The sequence below is a fragment of the Streptosporangium sp. NPDC048047 genome (assembly GCF_040653115.1).
In the GTDB taxonomy this organism is placed as follows: Bacteria; Actinomycetota; Actinomycetes; order Streptosporangiales; family Streptosporangiaceae; genus Streptosporangium.
Map to the genome: position 1 here is coordinate 36,395 of NZ_JBEZNH010000045.1, position 21,325 is coordinate 57,719.

At 73.7% G+C, this 21,325-nt stretch carries 13 protein-coding genes and 1 tRNA gene; 4 read left to right on the forward strand and 10 right to left on the reverse strand.

The features are described 5' to 3' along the window. Positions 1-575: 575 nt before the first annotated feature. Positions 576-1,508 (reverse strand): UbiA family prenyltransferase, encoded by a 933-nt coding sequence (locus tag AB0D67_RS29330; RefSeq protein ID WP_362942977.1) that lies wholly within the window; start codon positions 1,506-1,508, stop codon positions 576-578. 320 nt (positions 1,509-1,828) lie between these two features. On the opposite strand from AB0D67_RS29330, the gene AB0D67_RS29335 reads away from it, so the two are divergent. Beyond that, the gene (locus AB0D67_RS29335; RefSeq protein WP_362942980.1) at positions 1,829-3,565 is read left to right on the forward strand and encodes a 2-isopropylmalate synthase; all 1,737 of its coding nucleotides are present in this window, start codon (positions 1,829-1,831) and stop codon (positions 3,563-3,565) included. Between the two features lie 143 nt (positions 3,566-3,708). Further along, positions 3,709-6,420, forward strand: a complete 2,712-nt coding sequence (locus tag AB0D67_RS29340; RefSeq protein ID WP_362942983.1) for an AAA family ATPase — start codon at positions 3,709-3,711, stop codon at positions 6,418-6,420. A 1-nt stretch (position 6,421) separates the two neighbouring features. On the opposite strand, the gene AB0D67_RS29345 is transcribed toward AB0D67_RS29340, so the two are convergent. Together AB0D67_RS29345 and AB0D67_RS29350 are read right to left on the reverse strand one after the other, a co-directional pair. Then, positions 6,422-6,631, reverse strand: a complete 210-nt coding sequence (locus AB0D67_RS29345; RefSeq protein ID WP_362942986.1) for a DUF5988 family protein — start codon at positions 6,629-6,631, stop codon at positions 6,422-6,424. A gap of 18 nt (positions 6,632-6,649) precedes the next feature. Then, positions 6,650-8,116 (reverse strand): carboxyl transferase domain-containing protein, encoded by a 1,467-nt coding sequence (locus tag AB0D67_RS29350; RefSeq protein ID WP_362942989.1) that lies wholly within the window; start codon positions 8,114-8,116, stop codon positions 6,650-6,652. 172 nt (positions 8,117-8,288) lie between these two features. Between AB0D67_RS29350 and AB0D67_RS29355 the strand changes: the two genes are divergently transcribed. Beyond that, positions 8,289-11,492 carry a GH92 family glycosyl hydrolase gene (locus AB0D67_RS29355; RefSeq protein ID WP_362942992.1) on the forward strand — a complete coding sequence of 1,068 codons (3,204 nt, stop codon included), beginning with the start codon at positions 8,289-8,291 and terminating at the stop codon, positions 11,490-11,492. Positions 11,493-11,795: 303 nt separating this feature from the next. Here AB0D67_RS29355 and AB0D67_RS29360 read toward each other — a convergent pair. After that, positions 11,796-11,870, reverse strand: a tRNA-Arg gene (locus AB0D67_RS29360). A gap of 101 nt (positions 11,871-11,971) precedes the next feature. Beyond that, a complete protein-coding gene (locus AB0D67_RS29365; RefSeq protein WP_362942994.1) occupies positions 11,972-12,346 on the reverse strand; it encodes a C40 family peptidase in 375 nt (124 codons plus the stop codon). Between the two features lie 763 nt (positions 12,347-13,109). On the opposite strand from AB0D67_RS29365, the gene AB0D67_RS29370 reads away from it, so the two are divergent. Next, positions 13,110-13,499, forward strand: coding sequence for a response regulator (locus tag AB0D67_RS29370; RefSeq protein WP_362942996.1), 390 nt, complete (start codon positions 13,110-13,112; stop codon positions 13,497-13,499). A gap of 121 nt (positions 13,500-13,620) precedes the next feature. Here the strand turns inward: AB0D67_RS29370 and AB0D67_RS29375 are convergent, their stop codons facing one another. The 5 genes from AB0D67_RS29375 to AB0D67_RS29395 all read right to left on the reverse strand — a co-directional run bounded on the left by AB0D67_RS29375 (position 13,621) and on the right by AB0D67_RS29395 (position 21,282). After that, complete coding sequence (locus tag AB0D67_RS29375) at positions 13,621-16,521, reverse strand: AAA family ATPase (protein WP_362942999.1); 2,901 nt, start codon at positions 16,519-16,521, stop codon at positions 13,621-13,623. Positions 16,522-16,665: 144 nt separating this feature from the next. Then, positions 16,666-17,904 carry a hypothetical protein gene (locus AB0D67_RS29380; RefSeq protein WP_362943002.1) on the reverse strand — a complete coding sequence of 413 codons (1,239 nt, stop codon included), beginning with the start codon at positions 17,902-17,904 and terminating at the stop codon, positions 16,666-16,668. Positions 17,905-17,954: 50 nt separating this feature from the next. After that, complete coding sequence (locus AB0D67_RS29385) at positions 17,955-18,341, reverse strand: Rid family detoxifying hydrolase (protein ID WP_362943005.1); 387 nt, start codon at positions 18,339-18,341, stop codon at positions 17,955-17,957. A gap of 150 nt (positions 18,342-18,491) precedes the next feature. After that, positions 18,492-19,613 carry an alanine racemase gene (locus tag AB0D67_RS29390; protein WP_362943008.1) on the reverse strand — a complete coding sequence of 374 codons (1,122 nt, stop codon included), beginning with the start codon at positions 19,611-19,613 and terminating at the stop codon, positions 18,492-18,494. Positions 19,614-19,752: 139 nt separating this feature from the next. Then, on the reverse strand, positions 19,753-21,282 hold the full coding sequence (locus AB0D67_RS29395) for an amidohydrolase family protein (RefSeq protein ID WP_362943011.1): 1,530 nt from the start codon (positions 21,280-21,282) through the stop codon (positions 19,753-19,755). Between the last annotated feature and the right edge of the window lie 43 nt (positions 21,283-21,325).

Genomic DNA, 21,325 nt, shown 5'->3' on the forward strand with positions numbered 1-21,325 from the left:
CGGCGCGTAGCGTGGCCACCACGTCGTCCAGGACGTATCGGGCGGTCGAGAGGGCCTGGTCACGGGCCTGCGTATCCGTGAAGACCATGCTCCCGGCGGCCTGCAGGGCCGACTCGAACTCGGCGAGTATTTCATTGCGACACGCTTCAACTAATTTCGCCGGATCGTCCGACTGCCCGTGCACCGCCAATATCCCCCCTCCGCTGCGGGACTAACGATGGAGCGCTCCCCAACTATCCCTTGCCTCCGACAATAAGGCAACATTTCCGTTCATATGGGTCAGATGGCCAGGAGGAATCCCGTCTTCCACCGCCCACCGCGCCGGAGCGGCCGTCGGCGGCGCGTCTGTGGCGCGCCGCCGATCCCGTGAGGCCGGGCCTCCCGCACCCCCGTGCCACCCGCCGGAGGAGACGGTCCGGGACGGCGCGGCCGTCCACCCGCCTTCCGGCGCAGCACGCAGGGCCCGCCGGGGCGACGGCGCCGCAAGGCGGTTCGGGACCGTCGCGGTGACGACCGGCGAAGCCGCCGCGGCCGGGGCCGCCCGCCGGCCCTTCACACGCCATTCAAAGGTGCATTCACATGGCACACACAACAGCGGCCAGATGAACGGCATATTGCGTTCCCATAAAAACACCGTACGGCCGGCGCAGCGATCTGCGTCCCCTCTCCGCCCGCCGCCGGCGGGCCGCGGCGACGACGCCGGCGCTCCCCGCGGCCATGGCCGCCAGGACGCCCAGCAGGGGCAGCCCGAGCCGCCAGACGGCCGCGCCGAGCGCGGCGCACAGGGTCAGCGAGGCCGCCGTCATCGCCAGCCGCGCCCCGCGCTCTCCGACGAGCACGCCGAACGTGCGCCGTCCGGCGGCGGCGTCGCCCTCGATGTCGGAGAGGTCCTTCGCGGGCACGCCGACCAGCACCATCCACCCGATCGCCGCCGCGGCGAAGACCGCCAGGTCCGGCGGCACCGGGACGTCCGTACCGCCGGCCGTCGCCACGACGAACCCGCCCAGGTACGACAGCAGCCCTGACAGGCACAGCACGGCCACCGTCCCGGCCGCGCTGCCCTTGAGCCGCAGCGGCGGTCCCGAGTAGAGGTAGCCCAGCACCAGGTTGCCCCCGACGATCCAGGCCATCGGCGCCGGAAGCCCCACGGTGGCCGACATCGCCAGGCCGGCGCCCACGGCGCCGACGGCGGCGGCGGCCCGCCGGTCCAGGGCGCCGCGGGCGATCGGCCTGCCGGAGCCGTTGATCCGGTCCTCGGTGACGTCGGTGACGCCGTTGAACAGGTAGACGGCGAAAACGGACAGCACCCAGGCGGCCGCCCCCCTCAGGACCGTCAGCGGATCGGGCGCCGCGGCCACCGGCACGGCCAGGGCGACGCCGGACAGGAAGCGCAGGAGCGAGACCGCCAGGACGAGCGGGCGGGCCTCGGCGAGGCAGAGGGCGAGGGTGCGGGCGAAGGTGCGGGGAAGAGCCGGAACGGTCCGGAGCGTGAGATCGATAGCCGCCATGACTGGAGTGTTGACCGCCGTCAGGGCCGCGATAAGTGGCGTGATCCGAAAGCAGCAGGGGGGATGCGCCTTTCGATACCCCTGGAGTGCTCCTCCCGACACCGGGGACGAACTCCTGACCCCCTGCCTTGTCGCGGTCCGCGACCCCCTATAACTTCGGCACACCCAGTCAAGATCCCCAAAGGACCGGAGCGGATTCGCGGAGGAGAGGCGAGCGTTCCGTTTCTCCCCCCGTGCGCCGCGCTCGTGAAGAACGCCGCGACAACGGTAACCCCGCGGACCGCCGCGACTCATCCGATCCAGGGAAAGGAAATCCGAGGATGCTGGGTGCCGAACGCTACCGAGAATTCCGGCCTATCGACCTGACGGACCGCACATGGCCCGGCAGGCGCATCCATGAGGCCCCCCGCTGGCTGTCCACCGACCTGCGCGACGGCAACCAGTCGCTGGCCCGCCCGATGTCCCCCGAGCGCAAGCTGGTGATGTTCGAGCTGCTCGTGCGCATGGGATACAAGGAGATCGAGGTCGGCTTCCCCGTCGCCAGCCAGGACGACCGCGACTTCCTGCGCCTGCTCATCGAGGAGGACCGCATCCCCGACGACGTCCGCATCACCGTGCTGACGCAGGCCCGCGAGGAGCTGATCAGGGACACCGTCGACGCGCTCAGGGGCGCCCCGCGCGCGCTGGTCCACATCTACAACGCCACGTCCCCGCTGTTCCGCCGGCTGGTCTTCGGCATCGGCCGGGACGACTGCCGCGACCTGGCCGTGCGCGCCACGCAGGTCATGATGGACCACGCCGAACGCGTGCTCGGCGACTGCGACCTCGGCTACCAGTACTCCCCCGAGCTGTTCAACGAGACCGAGCTCGACTTCTCGCTGGAGGTCTGCGAGGCCGTCATGGACGTCTGGCAGCCGGAGGCGGGCCGCGACATCATCCTGAACTTCCCCACGACCGTCGAGCGCTCCCTGCCGAACGTCTTCGCCGACCAGATCGAGTGGCTCGACCGCAACCTGTCCCGCCGCGCGCACGTCTGCCTGTCGATCCACCCGCACAACGACCGCGGCACCGGCGTGGCCTCCGCCGAGCTGGCGCTGCTCGCGGGGGCCGAGCGGATCGAGGGCTGCCTGTTCGGCAACGGCGAGCGCGCGGGCAACGTCTGCCTGGTGACCCTGGGCATGAACATGTACGTCCAGGGCGTCGACCCGGGCATCGACTTCTCCGACATCAACGCCGTGCGCCGCACCGTCGAGCTGTGCAACCAGCTCCCGGTCCACCCGCGCCACCCCTACGGCGGCGACCTGGTCTACACGGCGTTCTCCGGTTCCCACCAGGACGCCATCAAGAAGGGCTTCGACGAGCGCGAACGGCGCTCCGCCACGACCGGGACGCCGGTGGACGAGCTGCCGTGGGAGATGCCGTACCTGCCGGTCGACCCCAGGGACGTGGGCCGCACCTACGAGGCGGTGGTCCGGGTCAACAGCCAGTCCGGCAAGGGCGGCGTGGCGTACGTGATGAGCGCCTGGCACGGGCTCAACCTGCCGCGCGGCCTCCAGGCGGACCTGGCCGCCCGCGTGCAGGCGCAGGCCGACGCCGACGGCGGCGAGCTGTCGCCGGAGCGCATCGGCGCGCTGTTCCGCGAGGCGCACCTCTACCACGGCGACCCCTTCCGCCCGCTGCCGCTGAGCCGGGAACCGGTCGAGGTCACGCTCCACATCGACGGGGGCGCGGTGCCGGCCGGGCCGGGCGCGGCCGCCACCGAGGACCTGGCCTCGGTGCTCGCCCCCTGGGGGATCCGGGTCCTCGCGGTCCACACCACCGAGCCGCCGCTGCACGACGCGCACCCGGGGAGGCCGCCCGGCGGCCGCTCCCCCGGCGAGGTCGTGATCTACGCGGAGTGCGCGGTGGACGGGGGCACGTCCTGGGGCGCGGGCATGCACGCCGACGTGGCCGCCTCCGCCTTCTCGGCCGTCCGCGCGGCGCTGCGGGGCCGTCCGGTGGAGTGCCCCGAGCCGTCCCGCCGCCCCCTCCCCCGGCCCCTCGCCACCGCGGGCTGACGGGCGCACGGCCGGCCGGCGGCCACCGGCGCGAGGAGGAGACCGCCCCGCCCCGGACGCGTCCGCCGGTCCGGCCCGCGCACCCCGCCGGCACACGACCCGCCAACCCCGCCATACCAGCACCACCGTCAAGGAGGGCCTTCATGGCCGAGCACGACCAGGTACAGGGGATGGCCCTCCTGCGGGACCTCCTGAACGAGGCGGTGTCGGGGCAGGGCCGCATCGCGATGGTCACGGGCCCGATCGCCACCGGCAAGAGCCGGTTGCTGGACGGCCTCACCGAGCACGCGTTCGACCACGGCGCCCTCCCGCTCACCGCGACCGGCTCGCGGACGGAACGGGACCTGCCCCTCGGCGTGCTGTCGCAGCTCGTGCACAACACGCCGATGCCGGAGGAGCACCGCGCGACCACGCTGAGCCTCCTGCAGGAGGGCGCCCGCGCCCAGCTCACGGGCGAGACCCTCGGCCACATGGACGTGCAGATCGTGGACGCGCTCTGCACGGTCCTGCTGGAGCTGTCGGAGCGCTGCCCGCTGCTGATCGTGGTGGACGACGCCCACCACGCCGACCGCGGCTCCCAGCTCTGCCTGTCCTACCTGGCCCGCCGGGTGAAGTACGCCAAGGTCATGCTGGTCTTCGGCGGCGCCGGCCGGGACTCGCGCCGGCCGTTCCCGCTCCACGCCGACCTGCTGCGCCTGCCCCACTGCCGCCAGGTCACGCTCGCCCATCTGTCGCCGGGGGAGGTGGCCGAACGGGTGGCCGAACGGGCGGGCCGGGAGACGGCCGAACTCCACGCGGCGCGCTGCCACGAGCTGAGCGGCGGCAACCGTCTCCTGGTGGACGCGCTCGCCGATGACTTCCGGGAGACGGGCGCCCCCGGCGAGCGGTACGGCGAGGCCGTGCTGACCTGCCTGCACGGCGCCGATCCGGACCTGCTGCGGGTGGCCCGCGCGCTGGCCGTCCTGGGCGAGCCCGGTCCGGCCGCCCGCCTGCTGGGCGAGAGCGAGGCCGACACCGCCCAGGCGGTCCGGACGCTGACCCGCGCCGGGCTGCTGGCCGAGAGCGGTTTCCGGCACGACGCCGCCCGGTCGGCGGTGCTGGCCGCGATCGACTCCGCCGACCGCGCCGGCCTGCACCGCCGCGCCGCCGAGCTGACCTACCACGACGGCGCGGCGGTGGCGGTGGTGGCCGGCCACCTGCTGCTGGCCGGCCACGCCGACGAGCCGTGGAACGTGTCGGTGCTGGAGGAGGCCGCGGGCCACGCGCTGCGCGACGGCCGCGTGGAACCGGCCATCGAGTACCTGAAACTGGCCTGGCAGGGCTGTGCCGACGAACGGTGGCGCGCCAGGATCGCCACCAAGCTCGTGCGCGCCAAGTGGCGCATCAACCCCAGCACCCCGGCCGGGCAGCTGGCCGAGCTGACCGAGGCCCTGCACAAGGGCCATCTGGGCGGCGGCGACGCCGTGGTGCTCGCCAAGGCGCTGCTGTGGCACGGCCACGTGGCCGACGCCAAGGACGTCCTGGACCACCTCGGGGACCTGGACGAGCTGGACCGGGAGGGCATGACGGAGCTGACCGTCGCCCGCGCCTGGTTCCGCGGCGCCTCCCCGTCGTTCCTGTCCCACCTGCCCGAGCCGAACGCCCGCGAGAACGCCTGCGCCGCGCACTCGCTCACCGCGTCCCGCCGCATCGAGTCGGCGAACATGCTGGTGAAGGCCCTGAGGGAGGGCCCGAACACGGGGACCGCGGCGACCGCCGAACGCGTCCTGGGCGGCTCGCAGCTGGACGAGATGTCCATGGACACGGTCGAGAGCGCGCTGCTGACCCTCACGTACGTGGGACGCGCCGACCGGGCCGCGCCGTGGTGCGACGCCTTCATCGACGAGGCCGTACGCCGCCGGGCGCCCAGCAGGCAGGCCCGGCTGTCGGCCATCCGCGCCGAGATCGGGCTGCGCCGCGGCGACCTGGCCGCGGCCGCGCACGACGCCCGCCGCGCCCTGGAGATCATCCCTCCGGCCAGCTGGGGCGTGGCCGTCGGCGCCCCGCTGGGCACGCTGCTGTGGGCCGGCGCGGCGATGTCCCACCACGACGCGTGCCTGCCGCACGCCACCCAGCCCGTGCCGGAGGCCATGCTGGAGACCCGCTTCGGCCTGCTCTACCTGTACGGCAAGGCCCGCTTCACGCTCATGGCGGGGCAGGCCGAGCAGGCGCTGAGGGACCTGCGGCTGTGCGGTGAGCTGACGGCCCGGTGGGGTCTGGACGGCCCGGAGTTCCTCCCCTGGCGGGTGGACGCGGCCGAGTGCCTGGTCCGCCTCGGAGACCTCGACGAGGCGCGGCGCCTGGCCGAGGAGGAGATGCACCGCTGCCATGGACGCTCCAAACGGGTGCACGGCATGGCGATGCGGGTGCTGGCCGCCACCGGGGAGGCCAGGCACCGGGTGAACCTGCTGCGCCGCTCAGCCGACCTGCTCCAGGCGGGCGGCGACAGGTACGAGCTGGCCAGGGCCCTGTTCGACCTCGTGGAGGCGTACCACGCCAGCGGCGAGTACCGGCGCGGCGGGATGCTGGCGCGGCGGGCGAGGGCGCTGGCGCAGGAGTGTCACGCGGACGGGTTGAGTCAGGCGCTGTCCCCGGGCGACCACGACGGCGAGGCGCCGGGTGTGCAGCCGATCCTCAGCGACGCGGAGCGGCGGGTGGCCGCGCTGGCCGCCGACGGCTACTCGAACCGGGATATCTCTGCCAAATTGCACATCACGGTCAGTACCGTGGAACAGCACCTGACACGGGTCTACCGCAAGCTCAGCGTGTCCCGCCGCGCCGATCTGCCGGCCCGGCTGGTCGGTGAGCGCCTGTGAGTCACTCCGCGACGGCCGTGCGCATGACCCAGGCGAAGACCAGGGCCGGTTCACCGCCGATCTCGGTGGACTCGCCACGGTGCCGGAAGTGCTCGTACCCCGCGCCGTGGGGGAGCTTGAGCGTCTCGTCCGGGGAGCCCACGCTCTGGATCCGCCGCTCGGCGGGCAGGTGGGCGGGCCCGCCCACCAGTACGGCTGTGAACTGGGACATGATGTGCCTCCTGTTTCCTCACAAGGGGATGTTGGAGTGATGGCCACGGGTGTGCGGGGCACGGGCGAGGGCCTCGGCGATCCGCAGGCGGGTGGTCTCGGGAGCGATCACTTCGTCCACGACGCCGATGGCCACGGCCCGCTCCACGCCGCCCGCGACCCGGCGGTGCTCCTCGGCCAGCCGGGCGCGCAGCCCCTCGCGCTCCTCCTCGGGGACGGCCGCGAGGGCCTTGCGGTGCAGCACGCCGACGGCCGACTCCGCGCCCATGACCGCGACCTCGGCGCCGGGCCAGGCGAACGTGGTGGTCGCGCCGAGCGAGCGGGAGTTCATCGCGATGTACGCCCCGCCGTACGCCTTCCGGGTGATCAGCGTGACCCGCGGCACGACGGACTCGGCGAAGGCGTGCAGCAGCTTGGCGCCGCGGCGTACCACCCCGTCCCACTCCTGGCCGACGCCCGGCAGGTAGCCGGGCACGTCCACCAGCACGACGAGCGGCACCCCGTGGGCATCGCACATGCGGACGAACCTGGCGGCCTTCTCCGCCGACAGCGCGTCGAGGCAGCCGCCCTTGTGGCGGGGGTTGTTGGCCAGCACGCCGACCGGCCGGCCGCCGAGCCGGCCGAGACCGACCAGGATGTTGGCCGCCCACCGGGGCTGCAGCTCCTCGAAGCCGCCGTCGGCGTCCAGCAGGCCGCGCACCAGCGGGCGCACGTCATAGGCGCGGCGCGGTGACTCGGGCAGCAGCGCACGCAGATCACGGAGCTCGCGGGTCTCATGGGGTTCACGCAGCGCGGCCAGGTCGAACGCCCCCCGGCAGGTGAAGAAGCCGGTCAGCAGGCGGGCGCGGCGGATCGCGTCCCGCTCGTCGGCGGCCACCACGTGGGTCACGCCTGACCTGCGGGCGTGCGCGTCGGGACCGCCGAGCCCCTCCATGTCGATGACCTCGCCGGTGACGCTGCGGACGATCTCGGGGCCGGTCACGAAGACCCGTCCGGCGGGCGCCATGACGACCAGGTCGGTGAGCGCGGGCCCGTACGCCGCCGCGCCCGCCGCGGGTCCGAGGATGACCGAGATCTGCGGCACCACGCCCGAGGCCCGGGTCATCGCGGCGAACATGCGGCCCACGCCGTCCATGGACTCCACGCCGTCGGCCAGCCGGGCGCCCCCGGAGTGCCACAGGCCGATCACCGGGCGGCCCCGGCGTACGGCGGCCTCGATGGCCTCCACGACGCGCATGGCCCCGGCCGCGCCCAGCGCACCGCCCATCACGCGGGCGTCGGTGCAGTAGGCGACGACGGGAGCCCCGCCGACCAGCCCGTGTACGGCCGTCACGCCGCTCCCGTCCGCGCCGCCGAGCGGCACGGCCGAGTCCGGATCGAGGAGCAGGTCGAGCCTGACCGTGGGATCACGGGGATCGGCGGCGGGCTCTGCTGGGCTTTCGACGCTTTCGGCGCTTTCGACGGGAACCGCGGGCACGACAGTCATCGCTGCTTTCCTCACACCGGCTCGACACGCAGGTACCTGCGAATGTGGCAACCGGTTCCCGTGCCCGTCCACCCCTACCCCGGACGGCAGGTTGTGACCGCCCCTTCTGCCCGTTGACCCCGACCGGCGGCCCGAGGTGCGGTGATAGCGGTCTCATCCCTGGAGGACTGCCTTGTCTCAATGGTCCCTACCCGTGGTCGCCGCCCTCGTCGCGACCACCCTGATATCACCCGGCCCGGCCGTGACCGCCACGGACACGGCGCTCGAACGCGACCCCGCCTCCCTGGTCAACGTCTTCCACGGAACCAAGGAGGCGGCGGCCGACTTCGGCCACGGCGGAGGCGGGGGCATGACGTTCCCCGGCGCCGTGCTGCCGTTCGGCATGCTGCAGTGGAGCCCCGACACGGTGGCCAACGCGGGCGGCGGCTACCGGTGGGAGGACGACCGGCTACGCGGATTCTCGATGACGCACATCTCGGGGCCGGGCTGCACGGGCGCTCAGGACTTCCCGGTGCTGCCCTTCTCCGGGCCGGTCGGCCGCTCCCCCGCCACCCACGGCGAGGACTACGTCCAGACCTTCAAACACGAGAACGAGACGGCCTCCCCCGGCTTCTACAGCAGCGTCCTGGACACCGGGATCAAGACGGAGATCTCGGTGTCCGCGCGGGCCGGCGTGGCCCGCTTCGCGTTCCCGCAGGGCAAACCCGGGACGATCTTGCTGAACACCAGCGGCTCGGTCAACGGCGTGGACGACGGCGAGACCAGGATCAGCGGGAACACGGTCGAGGGATGGGTCCAGACCGGTGGCTTCTGCGGCCCGCCGATGCGCTACAAGGTGTACTTCCACGCCGAGTTCGACCGCCCGGTCACCGGCCACGGCACCTGGAAGGACGACGAGGTCCGCCCCGGCGCGGCCACGGTGGACAACGCCGGTGAGGCCAGGGTCAGGGGCGACCTGGTGGAGCCGGGCGACGTCACGGTCAACGGGCCCGGGTCGGGAGCCTACCTGCAGTTCGACCCGTCCCAGCCGGTCCAGATGCGGGTCGGCCTGTCGTACGTCAGCATCGACGGCGCCAAGCGGAACCTGACGGCGGAGATCGGCGGCAAGAGCCTCGACCAGGTGAAGCAGGCGGCCGGCGCCGTCTGGAACGACCGCCTGCGCAAGGTGGCCGTCGGCGGCGGCACCAAGGACCAGCGCCGGACGTTCTACAGCAACCTCTACCACACCCTCCTCCAGCCGTACGTCTTCGACGACGTGGACGGCTCCTACACCGGCCCGGACGGCAAGACCCACACGGTCCGCCCCGGCCACCACCAGTACGCGACCTTCTCCGGCTGGGACATCTACCGCAGCGAGGTGCAGCTCCTGGCACTCCTCGCGCCCGACGCGGCCTCCGACATCGCCCAGTCGATGTACGCCAACGCCCAGTCCCTCGGCAACGTCTGGGACCGCTGGTCCCACCAGACCGCGGTCACCGGCGTCATGGTCGGCGACCCGTTCCACGTGATCCTCTCCACCGTGTACGCCTTCGGCGCCCGCGACTTCGAGTACACCGCCGCACTCCGGGCCATGGCGGATGCCGCACGCCGGGTCGGCCCCATGGACATCGGCCACCCGCAGCTCGGCTACGACGAACGCCCCGGCAACGCCGCCTTCATGAAGCAGGGCTACGTCCCGAACGACCCCTCCTCCACCCTCGAGTACGGCATAGCCGACTTCGGCATCGCCCAGCTCGCCGCCCGCCTCGGCGACCGGGCCACGACCGCCGAGTTCATGGGGCGGGCGCAGGCGTGGCAGAACCTCTTCAACGCCGGCAACGACTGGATCCAGCCCCGCATGGGCGAGGGCTCGTTCAAGTCGCCGTTCGACCCGGGCGACCCCGACGTCTACATGGAGGGCAACGGCGCCCAATACCAGTGGCTCGTGCCGCAGAACGTGCAGGGGCTGTTCACGGCGATGGGCGGACGCGACAAGGCCGCCGCCCGCCTGGACGAGTACTTCACCGAGCTCAACGCCGGTCCGGCACGGCCCTACGCCTACATGGGCAACGAGCCCGCGATGCCCGCGCCGTGGCTGTACGCGTGGACCGGGCAGGCGTACAAGACGCAGGAACTGGTACGCCGCGTGCAGAAGGAGCTGTTCGGCCCCGGGCCCGACGGACTGGTCGGCAACGACGACCTGGGCACCATGGGCGCCTGGTACGTCTGGTCGGCGATCGGCCTGTACCCCGCCATCCCCGGCCGCGCCGAACTGCTGGTCAGCACGCCGCTGTTCGACCGCGTGGTCATCGACCGGCCCGCGGGCGACATCGTCGTCAACGCGCCCGGCGCCGCCTCCCCGTACATCCGCGGGCTGAAGGTCAACGGCACGGCGACGAGCCGGGCGTGGCTGCCGGAGTCGTTCGCCACGGCCGGCGGGCAACTCGACTTCACGCTCGGCTCCACCCCGAACCGGGGGTTCGGGAGCGACCCGCGTGACGTCCCGCCCTCCTTCGACCAGGGCTCGAAGCCGTACCTGGCGGGCCTGACCCGCGGCAGCGGCCCGGTGGAGCCGGGCGGCGCCTTCGAGACGGACCTGGTCGTCCGCTCCCTGAGCCGGGCGGCGACCCTCACCTGGCGGGCCCAGCCCCCCGCGGGCGTCACGGTGACGCCGTCCAGCGGCACGCTGTCCGTGACGGCGTCGGGGAAGGCGCAGGTGAAGCTCAAGATCTCGGTGCAGAAGGACACTGCGCCCGGCTTCCGCACCGTGCCGATCACGGTGGGCGACACGACCGCCGGCGTCCGGCTCAACGTCGCCGCCCGCGGCACCCCCGAGTGGCACCGCAACAACGCCGGCATCGGCGACGTCGCCTCGCCCGGCGAGTCCAACCTCGACGGCCCCGGCTTCAGCTACTCCGCCCAGGCGCTCGCCGAGGCGGGCCTGCGCCCCGGCGAGCCGGTGACCTGGAAGGACTTCCGCTTCACCTGGCCCGACACCAAGAAGGGCGACTGGGACAACATCCGCGTCGGCTCCACCCCCCTCGACGCGACGGCCCCGGCCGGAGCGAGCAAGCTCTCCTTCCTCGGCGCCGGAACCCAGGGCAACCCCCAGACCACCGTGACGCTCACCTACACCGACGGGACCACGAGCACGGCCCGGCTGGGCTTCAGCGACTGGATCCTGGACTTCGGCAACGACACCCCCCAGTACGGCAACGAGATCGTGGCCACCGCCCCCTATCGGCAGTTCTGGGGATCCTGGCTGCTCCAGCCCATCAGCGCCAATGTGTACGCCTCCCAGCCCATCGCTCTGACCCCGGGGAAGACGCTCAAGTCCCTGAGCTTCTCACCGGTGGGCGAGGGCCAGATGCACATCTTCACCTGGTCCTTCACCTGACGTCCTTCGCCTGACGTCTCTCGCCTGACCGCTCGTCCCCGGTCCGCCGGGCCCCGACTCCGGGCCCCGGCGGACCGATGCCGATTCCGGGGCTCGACGGACCGGACCCGAAGCCCGGCGGACCGGTGTCAGGACCCGGCGTCCGGGCGGACCGGCGTCGGACCCCAGGGTCCGGCAGCCGGCGACCGACGCTGGATCCCGGGTCGCGGAGTCCGTGCTGGACGGGTGAGCCCGCACCCGCCAGAAAAAGCAAAACGACCCGCGTTTCCGCGGGTCGTAGCCGGGTTTCCCCTGGTGGATCACTGGTGCCCCCTGCAGGATTCGAACCTGCGCACCCGGCTCCGGAGGCCGGTGCTCTATCCCCTGAGCTAAGGGGGCCAGCGAGTGAAAGATTACCAGGTTCTGGAGGTGGACTGACACTCGAAGCGCAGAGGGGAGATCACGGAAGGCGAACGGTCACCGGGGGCCGTCCGCCCGGCTCACCGGGGACCCGGGCGGACGGCTCCGCGGTAGCGGGCGCGGTAGTAGGGGGAGGCGGTGAAGTTCGTCAGCTTGACGACGTCACCGGTCTTGGGGGCGTGGACCATGACGCCGTTCTTGACGTAGACGCCCACGTGGGTGGGGTCTCCCGTGCCGCCGCCGAAGAAGACCAGGTCTCCGGCGCGGAGCCGGGAGAGCGGCACCCGGTGGCCCTGCCTGAACTGGCTGCCGGTGTAGTGGGTGAGGGTGACGCCCGCCCTGGACCACGCGTGCAGGGCGAGCCCCGAGCAGTCGAAGCCGCCGCCCGTCGGGCCCGCCCCGGACCCGCCTCCCCAGACGTACGGCCTGCCGACATGGCGGAGGGCGGCGGCCACGGCCGTCAGGCCGGGCGAGGCCCGGCGCGACCTCGAAGAGGGAGTGGGGATGGGTGAAGCGCCGGGTTTCCCCGCCCTGACCGCCGGCCGACCGGCAGGAGACCGACCAGCCGAAGGCCGACCAGCGGAAGGCCGACCAGCGGCCGGCTGATCGGCGGGAGGCTGATCGGCGGGAGGGCTTCCGATCTCGGTCTCATCCCGGGTCGAGGGCGGCACCCACGACGGGGGCGGAGTGGGTGCCGGAGACGGCGTCCACGGCGACATGGGGGCAGGGGTCACGGACGGTGCCCATGGTGGCGCGGGAGCGGAGGCCGGGGGCGGTTCCCATGGTGGCGCGGGGGCCGGGAACTCCCGGCGGGCCTCGCAGGCGGAGGCGAGCGCGTCCCGCACCTCGCTCTCGACCCATCTCCGGATGCCGTCCGGCATCCCGGCTCCGAGGAGGGAGCGGATACCCGACAGGAGCCGTACGGCGTCGGGGCAGCGACGGGCCGGGGACGCCTGCGGCGCTCCCGCGAGAGCAGCCGCGAGGGCGGCGGTGGTGAGGAATGCGGTGATCATGTGTCCTCCCGGGTTCGGCGGATGACCGGGGTCCAGGGTCGGCCGGAACACGTGATCGCCAAGGAGCCGAACGGGATTCTGTGGATAACGCGGCGTCCTCCACGGCGTCCTCCACGGCGTCCTCCACGGCTTTTCCAGGACGCGGCGGATACGCGTCCGGCGAAAACCACGCGTGGCCCCGCTCCCACGGGTTAGCCTCACGGCCGTGGGCGAGGTTCTGGGCAAGGTACTGGTGGTGGATGACGACGAGGTCATCCGGCAGCTCATCGCGGTCAACCTGACCCTTGAGGGGTTCCAGGTGGAGACCGCCTTCGACGGGCAGGACTGCCTGGACAAGGTGCGGGACGTGATGCCGGATGTGATCACGCTGGACGTCATGATGCCGCGGCTCGACGGCTGGATGACCGCCACGAAGCTGCGGAGGAACGAGGGGACGAGCCACATCAGGGTCGTGCTGATCACCGCGCGGGCGCAGGAGGACGACAGGCGGCGCGGGTTCGGCATCGGGGTCGACGCCTACCTCACCAAGCCGTTCGACCCGGCCGAGCTGATCCAGGTCGTCCGCGAGCTGGCCGTCTCCACCCGGAGCCGCTGACCTCCGGGTCGGTTCTCCGTCGCCCGGACGTTCCGGACGTTCCGGAAAACCTCCCGACGCCATGAGAAGGCACCCCGGAGAGCCTCGCAGGGCTCTCGGCGCCCGCCGGGGCCGGAGGCTCCTACAGCAGGCCCTCCCTGCGGGCCACGGCGGCGGCCTGGGTGCGGGAGGAGACCCCGAGCTTGCCCAGGATGTTGGAGACGTGCACGCTCACCGTCTTCTGCGCGATGAACAGCCGCTCGCCGATCTCCCGGTTGGCCAGGCCCTCGGCCACCAGCGAGAGCACCTCCCGCTCCCGCCCGGTGAGCGCGCCCGGACGCGGCCCGGCGGACGCCCGTCCCCGCGCGCCGTCCCGTGGCTCCCGCCCCCCGGTGGCCCCTGCCCCGGACCCCGCCGCACCCCCGGAGAGACCGCCGGAAGCGTCCTCGGGCCCGCCCCCGGAAGCGCCCCCGGACAGCGCCCCGGACCCGGCCGCGGGGAACCGCGCCCGGAGGCCCAGGTCGGCCAGGGCGTCGCCCAGCGGCCGGGCGCCGAGTGACGCGGCGGTCCGGACGGCCGTCCGCCATTCCTCAAGGGCCGCGGCGTGGTCTCCCGAGACGAGCAGCGCCTCGGCCAGCCGCCAGCGCGAGCGTGCGGTCTCGTAGACGAACCCGTAGTCGAACGCCTCGACCGCGGCCCGCCAGGCCCCGACGTCGGCGCGGCCGTGCGCGCGGTGCCACTCGGCCTCGGCCCTCGCCAGCCAGGCGTGCCCCTCGGCGCCCGTCCCGGGCCGGACCGGCTTGCGGGCGCGGGCCAGCAGCTCGTCGGCGCCGTCGGAACGGCCCAGCTCGGCCAGCGCCCACAGCCCGACCGCCCCGATGCGGATGTTGCCCATGTCGTCCGGGCCGAGGGCGTCGAGGACGGCGGTCACGTGCTCCAGGGCGAGTTCGGGGTCGCCGTTCCACAGGGCGTGCTCGGCGGCCAGCGCCCGCGACATGTAGGCGACCAGGGAGTCGGACCAGAAGGGACGCACCCAGGTCAGCCGCTCGTCCACCTCGGGCAGCCCCATGGCGACCTCGACGAACAGCGCGAAGGACGACAGGACCGCCTCGTGGCCCGTGCCGACGCGCACACCGAAGCCCGCACCCTCCCTGCGGGCCCGGACCCAGTCCCCCGCCGTGTAGTGGATCAGCAACTGGAGGAACCGCAGGTCGGTGCCGAAGGTGCTCCAGGACAGACCGCTGTCCTCGGCCAGCCGGATGCCGCGCTCGGCGATCACGGCGGCCTCGGCCATCGAGCCGTGCTCGAACTCGACCCTGGCGTGCTGGAAGATCGCCCGCAGGTCGACGGCCAGGTCGCCGGACGCCTGGGCTGCGGCGGTGCCGAACAACTCCCCGGCCCGGCCGGGGTCGCCGTCGTACTCGGCGCAGGAGGCGAGCGTGACCATCGCGCTCTTCTCCGCGTCGCACGCCCCGGTGGCCCGCGCGATCTCCAGGGCGCGTTCGGCGAGCGGCCGGACCTCCCCGCGGCGGTCGGTGGCGATGAGGGTGCGGGCGAGGGTCGCCAGCGCCCGCGCCAGTACCGCCGTGTCCGGGTCGGCCGCCGCGACGGCCTCCTCGGCGGCGGCGACGGCCGCCGGCACGTCGTCGGAGTCGTAGAGGTAGTAGGCGAGCCGCTCGTGGGTCTCGGCCGTCGGGGGCAGCTCCCGCAACTGGGCGATGGCCCGGTGGTCGTCGCCCGTGCCGGCCGCGGCGACGGCGGTGCGCATGGCGAGCCGTACGCGGTCGGTTCCGGCGCGGATCTCGGCGTCGGGGACGCGGTCCCAGAGCCCGAGCGCCTGCTCGAAGTGGCGGTGGGCCTCGGCGGGCGCGCCGAGGCGCTCGGCCCGCCGGCCCGCCTCGACGGAGGCCGACAGCGCCTCGGCGAGGTCGTGACCGGCGAGGTAGTGGTAGGCCAGCTCGGCCGCGGCGCCCTCGCGGGCGGTGAGCAGCCGGGCGAACTCCGAGTGCAGCCGGGTCCGCTCGCCGGGCAGCAGGTCGGTGTAGACGGCCTCCTGGAGCAGGGCGTGACGGAAGGCGTAGCCGTATCCTCCGTCGGGGCGGAGCAGCCCCTGGGAGATGATCTCCCGCATGGCGTCCTCGAAGGTGAGGTCGTCCAGGCCGGATGCCTCCTGGAGCAGGGCGTGGTCGACGCGCCGTCCGGCCACGGCGGCGCCCCGCAGCACCCGCTGTGCGGCGTCGGAGAGCGGTTCGATCCGGGAGAGCAGCAGGTCGGCCAGGCCGTCGCTCATCGAGCAGCCGTCGGTCGCCGCCTCCAGGAGCTCCTCGGCGTAGAACGGGTTGCCCTCGGCCCGGTCGACGATCTCTCTGATCACCCGTGGGTCCGCCCCGCCGAACTCGGAGAGGTGGCCGGCCATCTCGTCGGGACCGAGCGGGTTCAGCTCTACGGCGGTCACCGTGGGGAGGCGCTTGAGCTCGGCGAGGACGCGGCGCAGCGGATGGCGGCGGCGTAGGTCGTCGGTGCGGTAGGTGCCGACGAGGCAGACGCGCTCGGTCTGCAGCATCCGGCTGAGGAAGACGAGCAGGTCGCGGGTGGACCGGTCGGCCCAGTGCAGGTCCTCCAGGATCAGCAGCACGGGCCTCGCCGCCAGGAAGCCCAGCATCGAGCCGAAGAGCCGCTGCTGGGTGAGGGCCGAGTCGGTCCCGGCATCGAGGTCGGCGCCGCCGGGCAGCAGCCTGCCGAGCACCGGACGGGCCTCGATCTCGGCGCGCAGCTCCGCGGGCGCGCCGCGCAGGGCGTCGGCCAGCGGAAGGTACGGCAGCGCGTCGCCCAGTTCGGCGCACTGCCCGACCAGTACGGCGAAGCCGGCCGCCTCGGCCCGTTCGGCCAGCTCGGTGACCAGCCGGGTCTTGCCGATCCCGGCGTCGCCGCCGACGAGGGCCACTCCCGCGAGCCCCGCGGCGGCGGAGTCGAGGACGGCGGTCAGGCGGTCGAGCTCCGCCGATCGCCCGATAAGCGCATTGAGCGCCTTTTGCCAGCCCACGACGGCGAGTATGTCACGGCCCGCCGACAGCCCGGCCGCCGTCCCCGCCGGCCATCGTCCCGCCGGTCCGTCTCCCACCGATCACCGTCCCGCCGATCACCGTCCCGCCGGTCGGAGGATCGCTCCGGGCGGGCCGGGCGGCGGTCAGCCCGTGAGCGCGGCCGTGACGCGCTCCAGGATCGGGTACGGCACCAGCCCGTAGGCGTGGAAGTCGACCGCGTCCGCCCCGGCCGCGCGGGCCGCGCGGACCTTGGCGGCGAGCCTGTCGGCCGAGTCGGTGTCGGGCGGGCCGGGCCGCAGCACGACCCTCAGCTCCCGCTCCTCGCCCGCCGAGCGGCGGTAGGCGCCCACGTCGTCGGCCACCCGTACGGCGTCGCGGGCGTAGCCGAACGCGCCGAGCGAGGGCACCAGGTCGCCCAGCGCCACCAGGTCCACGCCGAGCTGCCAGGCGTCGTGCGCGGCCAGCCCCGGGGAGGGCAGGCCGTCGTCGTGTCCCTTCACCGCGCCGGTCCCGTCGAGGAAGACGAGCCGGGAGCCCTCGCCGGCGACGGCGGCGGAGACCTCCGAGACCAGCGAGGTCACCGCCTCGGAGCGGGCCCTGGCGTAGGCGACGGCCTCGGGGCCCGCGTAGGCGGTCAGCGCCGCCCGGGTCACCTCGCCCTGCGCCGGAGGGTCTCCGCCGAGCACGCCGCCCACGATCCGCGCGCACTCCTCGCGCGCCGCCTCGGCGTTGACGCCCAGGTCGGTCGCGCGCCGCATGCAGAAGTCGCAGAAGCACAGGCCGAACAGGAACGCGTCCATCGGGCCCATGGGGACGTGGCCGCACCCGGGGCCGTGCCCACGGCCCGCGCCGCCGAAGCCGCAGGGACCGCCGAAGGCGCCGAAGTGCAGCGCCTCGGCGACCACGCTGTCCACCCCCTGCCTGGCCACCGCCCGGCCCAGCGCCACCGCGTAGGAGCGGACGTCCGGGTGGGAGGGGCACAGGTCGGCGGGCGCGCCCCGGTCGCCGAAGCAGCTCCGCACGGTCACGTCGGGGGCGGCCAGGCCCAGCGTGGCGTTGCGCAGGAAGACCGCCCAGCCGTGCAGCCTCAGGCCGCGCCGGGCGGTGTCCGCGCGCAGGGCGGCCAGCGGCCCCCCGGCGGCCCCGGCCTGGACGGGCGGGGCCAGTCGCAATCCGTCGAACAGGTCGGCGGGCGGCGTGAAGTGGACCCCGTCCGCCCGCAGCGTCACCCGGGCCGGGCCGTGGGGCGTGATGTCGCGGGACCGCTCACCGGCCGCCGCCACGGTCACGCCCGCGACGCCGTACCCGGCGATCCGGTCGAGGACCGCCGCGCGGCCCTCCCCGCGCACGTCCTCGACGTGGACGTGTAGCGAGCTGTCCAAACCGCCGCCCTTCACCCGGTTCCGGAGTCGGAGTCGAAGCCGGTCAGACTCTAACGTCCCTTGTAGGCGATGAAGTCGATCTCGACGAGGATGTCCATCAGGTCGGACCCGACGGTGGTGCGGACCGGGTAGGGCCGGGTGAAGTAGGACTTGTAGACCTCGTTGTAGGCGGCGAAGTCACGCTTGAGGTGCTGGAGGTGGACGGTCGCCTTCACCACGTCGTCGAAGCCCAGTCCGTGGGCGGCCAGGATCGCGCCGAGGTTGCGCATGACCTGGTGGGTCTGCTCGGCCACGTCGGTCCCGACGACCTCGCCGGTCTCGGGGTGCAGCGGTCCCATGCCGGAGGTGTAGACGAAGTCCCCGACGACGAGGCCCTGGGAGTACGCCCCGACCGGCGCCGCACCCTCGGCGGTGCGCAGCTCCTGCTTGACGCTCATCAACTACCTCCAGCGTGGAACCCGGCCCTCAGGGCCGGGAGGAGGCGCGGCGCACCGCCGCGCCTCCGATCGGGTCGTGTGTCCGCGACCGCCGGCTCGGCGGGTCACGGACGAACGGGAGCAAGTGAAACAGAGGGAAATATACGGAACTCAGAAGAAGGTCGTGACGAGATCGACGACTCGGTAGTCGTCGTCCACCACCGGGATGACCCGCCACTTGTCGAAGGCGGTGCACGGATGGGAGATGCCGAACGGCACCAGCTCGCCCGGCGTGGCCCGCGATCCGGGCGCGAGCCGTACGACCGCGTGCTGGTCGTGCATCCTGATCACCTCCGAGCCGTCCAGGACGCCGCGCGGCACCGGGAACCCCTCGTCGAAGGGGGCGTCGCGCTTGCCGAGCCCGACGACGGCCGTCCCCGGCTCGGGGACGCTCAGCACATGCGCCCAGACCTCCAGCGCCGCCCGCAGCTCGCCCTCGATGCGGTTGTACGGCGTGCGCTCGCGGTAGTGGCCGTCGTCGTGGGTGACGTAGGCGCCGCTGCGCAGCACGATCCTGGCCTGGCAGGCGGCGAGCTCCCTGCCGACCACGTCGAACCACTGGCTGCCGCCGACCGACAGGATCGGGTCGCGCACCCGCAGGTGTTCCAGCGCCTCCAGCATCCGGCCCAGGTAGGCCCGCACCTCTTCGGCCGTGCCGAGCACCCCTTCGTACCCGGCGACGCCGGCGAGCTCCACGCCCTCGGCCGCCTGCGCCGCCCCGGCGACCTCCAGCAGCTCGCCGAGCGTGCGGCTGCCGCACCGCGCGCCCGCGACGCCCAGCTCGGCCAGCACCCGGAACGGCCTGGCGCCCGCGTGCGCCGACAGCGTCTCCACCCCCGCCACCGAGTCCACGAAGCACAGGAACTCGGCCGCCGGGTCCTCCTCCAGCCACGCGGCGACCGCGTCGAGCCCGGCGGGGTCGAAGAACTGGTTGGCCAGGACGATCCGGGAGACCCCGAACTCGCGCAGGATGAGGACCTGGCTCGGGGTGGCGGCCGTCATCCCCCACGCGCCCGCGTCCAGTTGGGCGCGGACCAGCTCAGGGGACATGGTCGTCTTGGCGTGCGGGGCGAGCAGCATGCCGTGCCGCCCGGCGAAGTCCGCGAGCGTGGCGATGTTGTGCTCCAGCGCGGAGCGGCGCGCCACCATGACCGGGAAACTGAAGGCCCCACCGAACAGCGAGGACCCCACCGCCTTCTCGGGGTCCACGATCCCCTTCACCGTCGCCGTCATCGCACCGCTCCCTTCGGTCTGCCCGCCGACCCTATCCTCGCGGCCCACGGCTCACAGGGGAAACGGGCCGGACCCGTCAGAGCCACCGGGAAACGGGACCGGACCCTTCACGATCACCGGGGAAACGGGACCGGACCCGTCAGGGTCGCAGCGCCCGTCCGGGGGTGGCGCCGGTGAGCCGTCCCGCGGCCAGGACCGGCACGCCGGAGACGAGGACGTCGTCCACCCCGGCGGCCGGGACGCGGGGGGATCCGTAGGTGGCCAGGTCGCGGACGGCGGCGGCGTCCACGACGGCGAGGTCGGCGATCTGCCCGGGACGGACCAGGCCCCGGCGGGGCAGGCCGAAGCGGCGGGCCGGGTGGGAGGCCAGGTGGACGGCGGCCGCCTCCAGGCTCCAGTCGCCGGTCTCGCGGACGTGACGGCCGAGCATGCGGGCGAACGCCCCGTACCCCCGGGGATGGGGGTGCCCGCCGACGTAGATGCCGTCGGAGCCGCCCGTGTGGGCCGGGTGGCGCAGGATCGCGCGGACCGACTCCTCCCCCTCGGGGCCCTCGTCCGGGCGGGCCGTCACGCAGCCGGCTTCCAGCCGGGTGCCGAGGAGGATCCGGCGGCAGAACTCCCCCGGGTCGGTCCCGGCCTCGGCGGCGGCCTCCGGGAGCGTCATCCCCTCGGCCCACTCGTCCCCGGGCACGTGGGACAGGGTGATCCTCGGCCAGATGGAGTCGTCCCACTCGATGGGCCCGGACGCGAGGATCTCCAGCGCCCGTCCGGTGTCGGCGGCCGGGATCCGCGCGGGAAGCGCGACCATCGCCAGGATCGTGCTGCCGCGCAGGTAGGGGTAGCTGTCGAAGGTGACGTCCAGCCCCTCGGCGAGGGCCGCGTCGAGGCGCGGCAGCAGGACGGACGCCGGGCCGTGATAGTGCGAGACGTGGACGGAGGCGCCGGACGCGCGGGCGATGGCGGTCACCTCGGCCATGCCGATCGGGGCCCGCTCGCCGTACGCGCGCATGTGGGTGACGTACGGCAGGCCACCCAGCGGCGCGCACAGCGCGGCGATCTCGGCGGCGTCGGCGTAGCGGCCGGGGGCGTACTCCAGCCCGGTGGACAGGCCCGCCGCGCCCTCCTCCAGGCCGCGTTCGACCCGGGCGAGCATCGCGGCCAGCTCCTCGCGGGTGGCGGCCCGCTCGGCGGGGCCCATCACGTCGTAGCGGATCGTGCCGTGCGGCAGCAGGTAGGCGGTGTTGAGCGCGGTCGTCCCGTCGTGGCCGTCCAGCAGCTCGCGGACGCTCAGCGGCCCGTCGGCCCAGGGGTGCGCGCCGTTGACGGCCGCGAAGTAGCGGGTGACGTAGTCGAGGGTCCCGGGGGTCGTGGCCGGGGCGAAGGACAGGCCGTCCTGACCGAGGACGAACGTGGTCACGCCCTGGCGGAGCGCGGCGAGCTGCACCGCCGGATCACCGGCCAGGGCGTCACCGTGGACGTGGCAGTCGACGAGGCCGGGCATGACGTGCCGCCCGGAGGCGTCGACGACCGTGCCGGCCTCGGCTCCGGCCTCGGACAGTCTCCCCACCGCGACGATCTCGTCGCCGACGACGCCGACGTCCGCCGGGAACGCGGGGGCTCCCGTGCCGTCCAGCACCCGGCCACCCCGGACCAGCACATCGAAGATCACACCGGGATTGAACCACTCCGCCGTACCCCGGCGCACTTTCCTC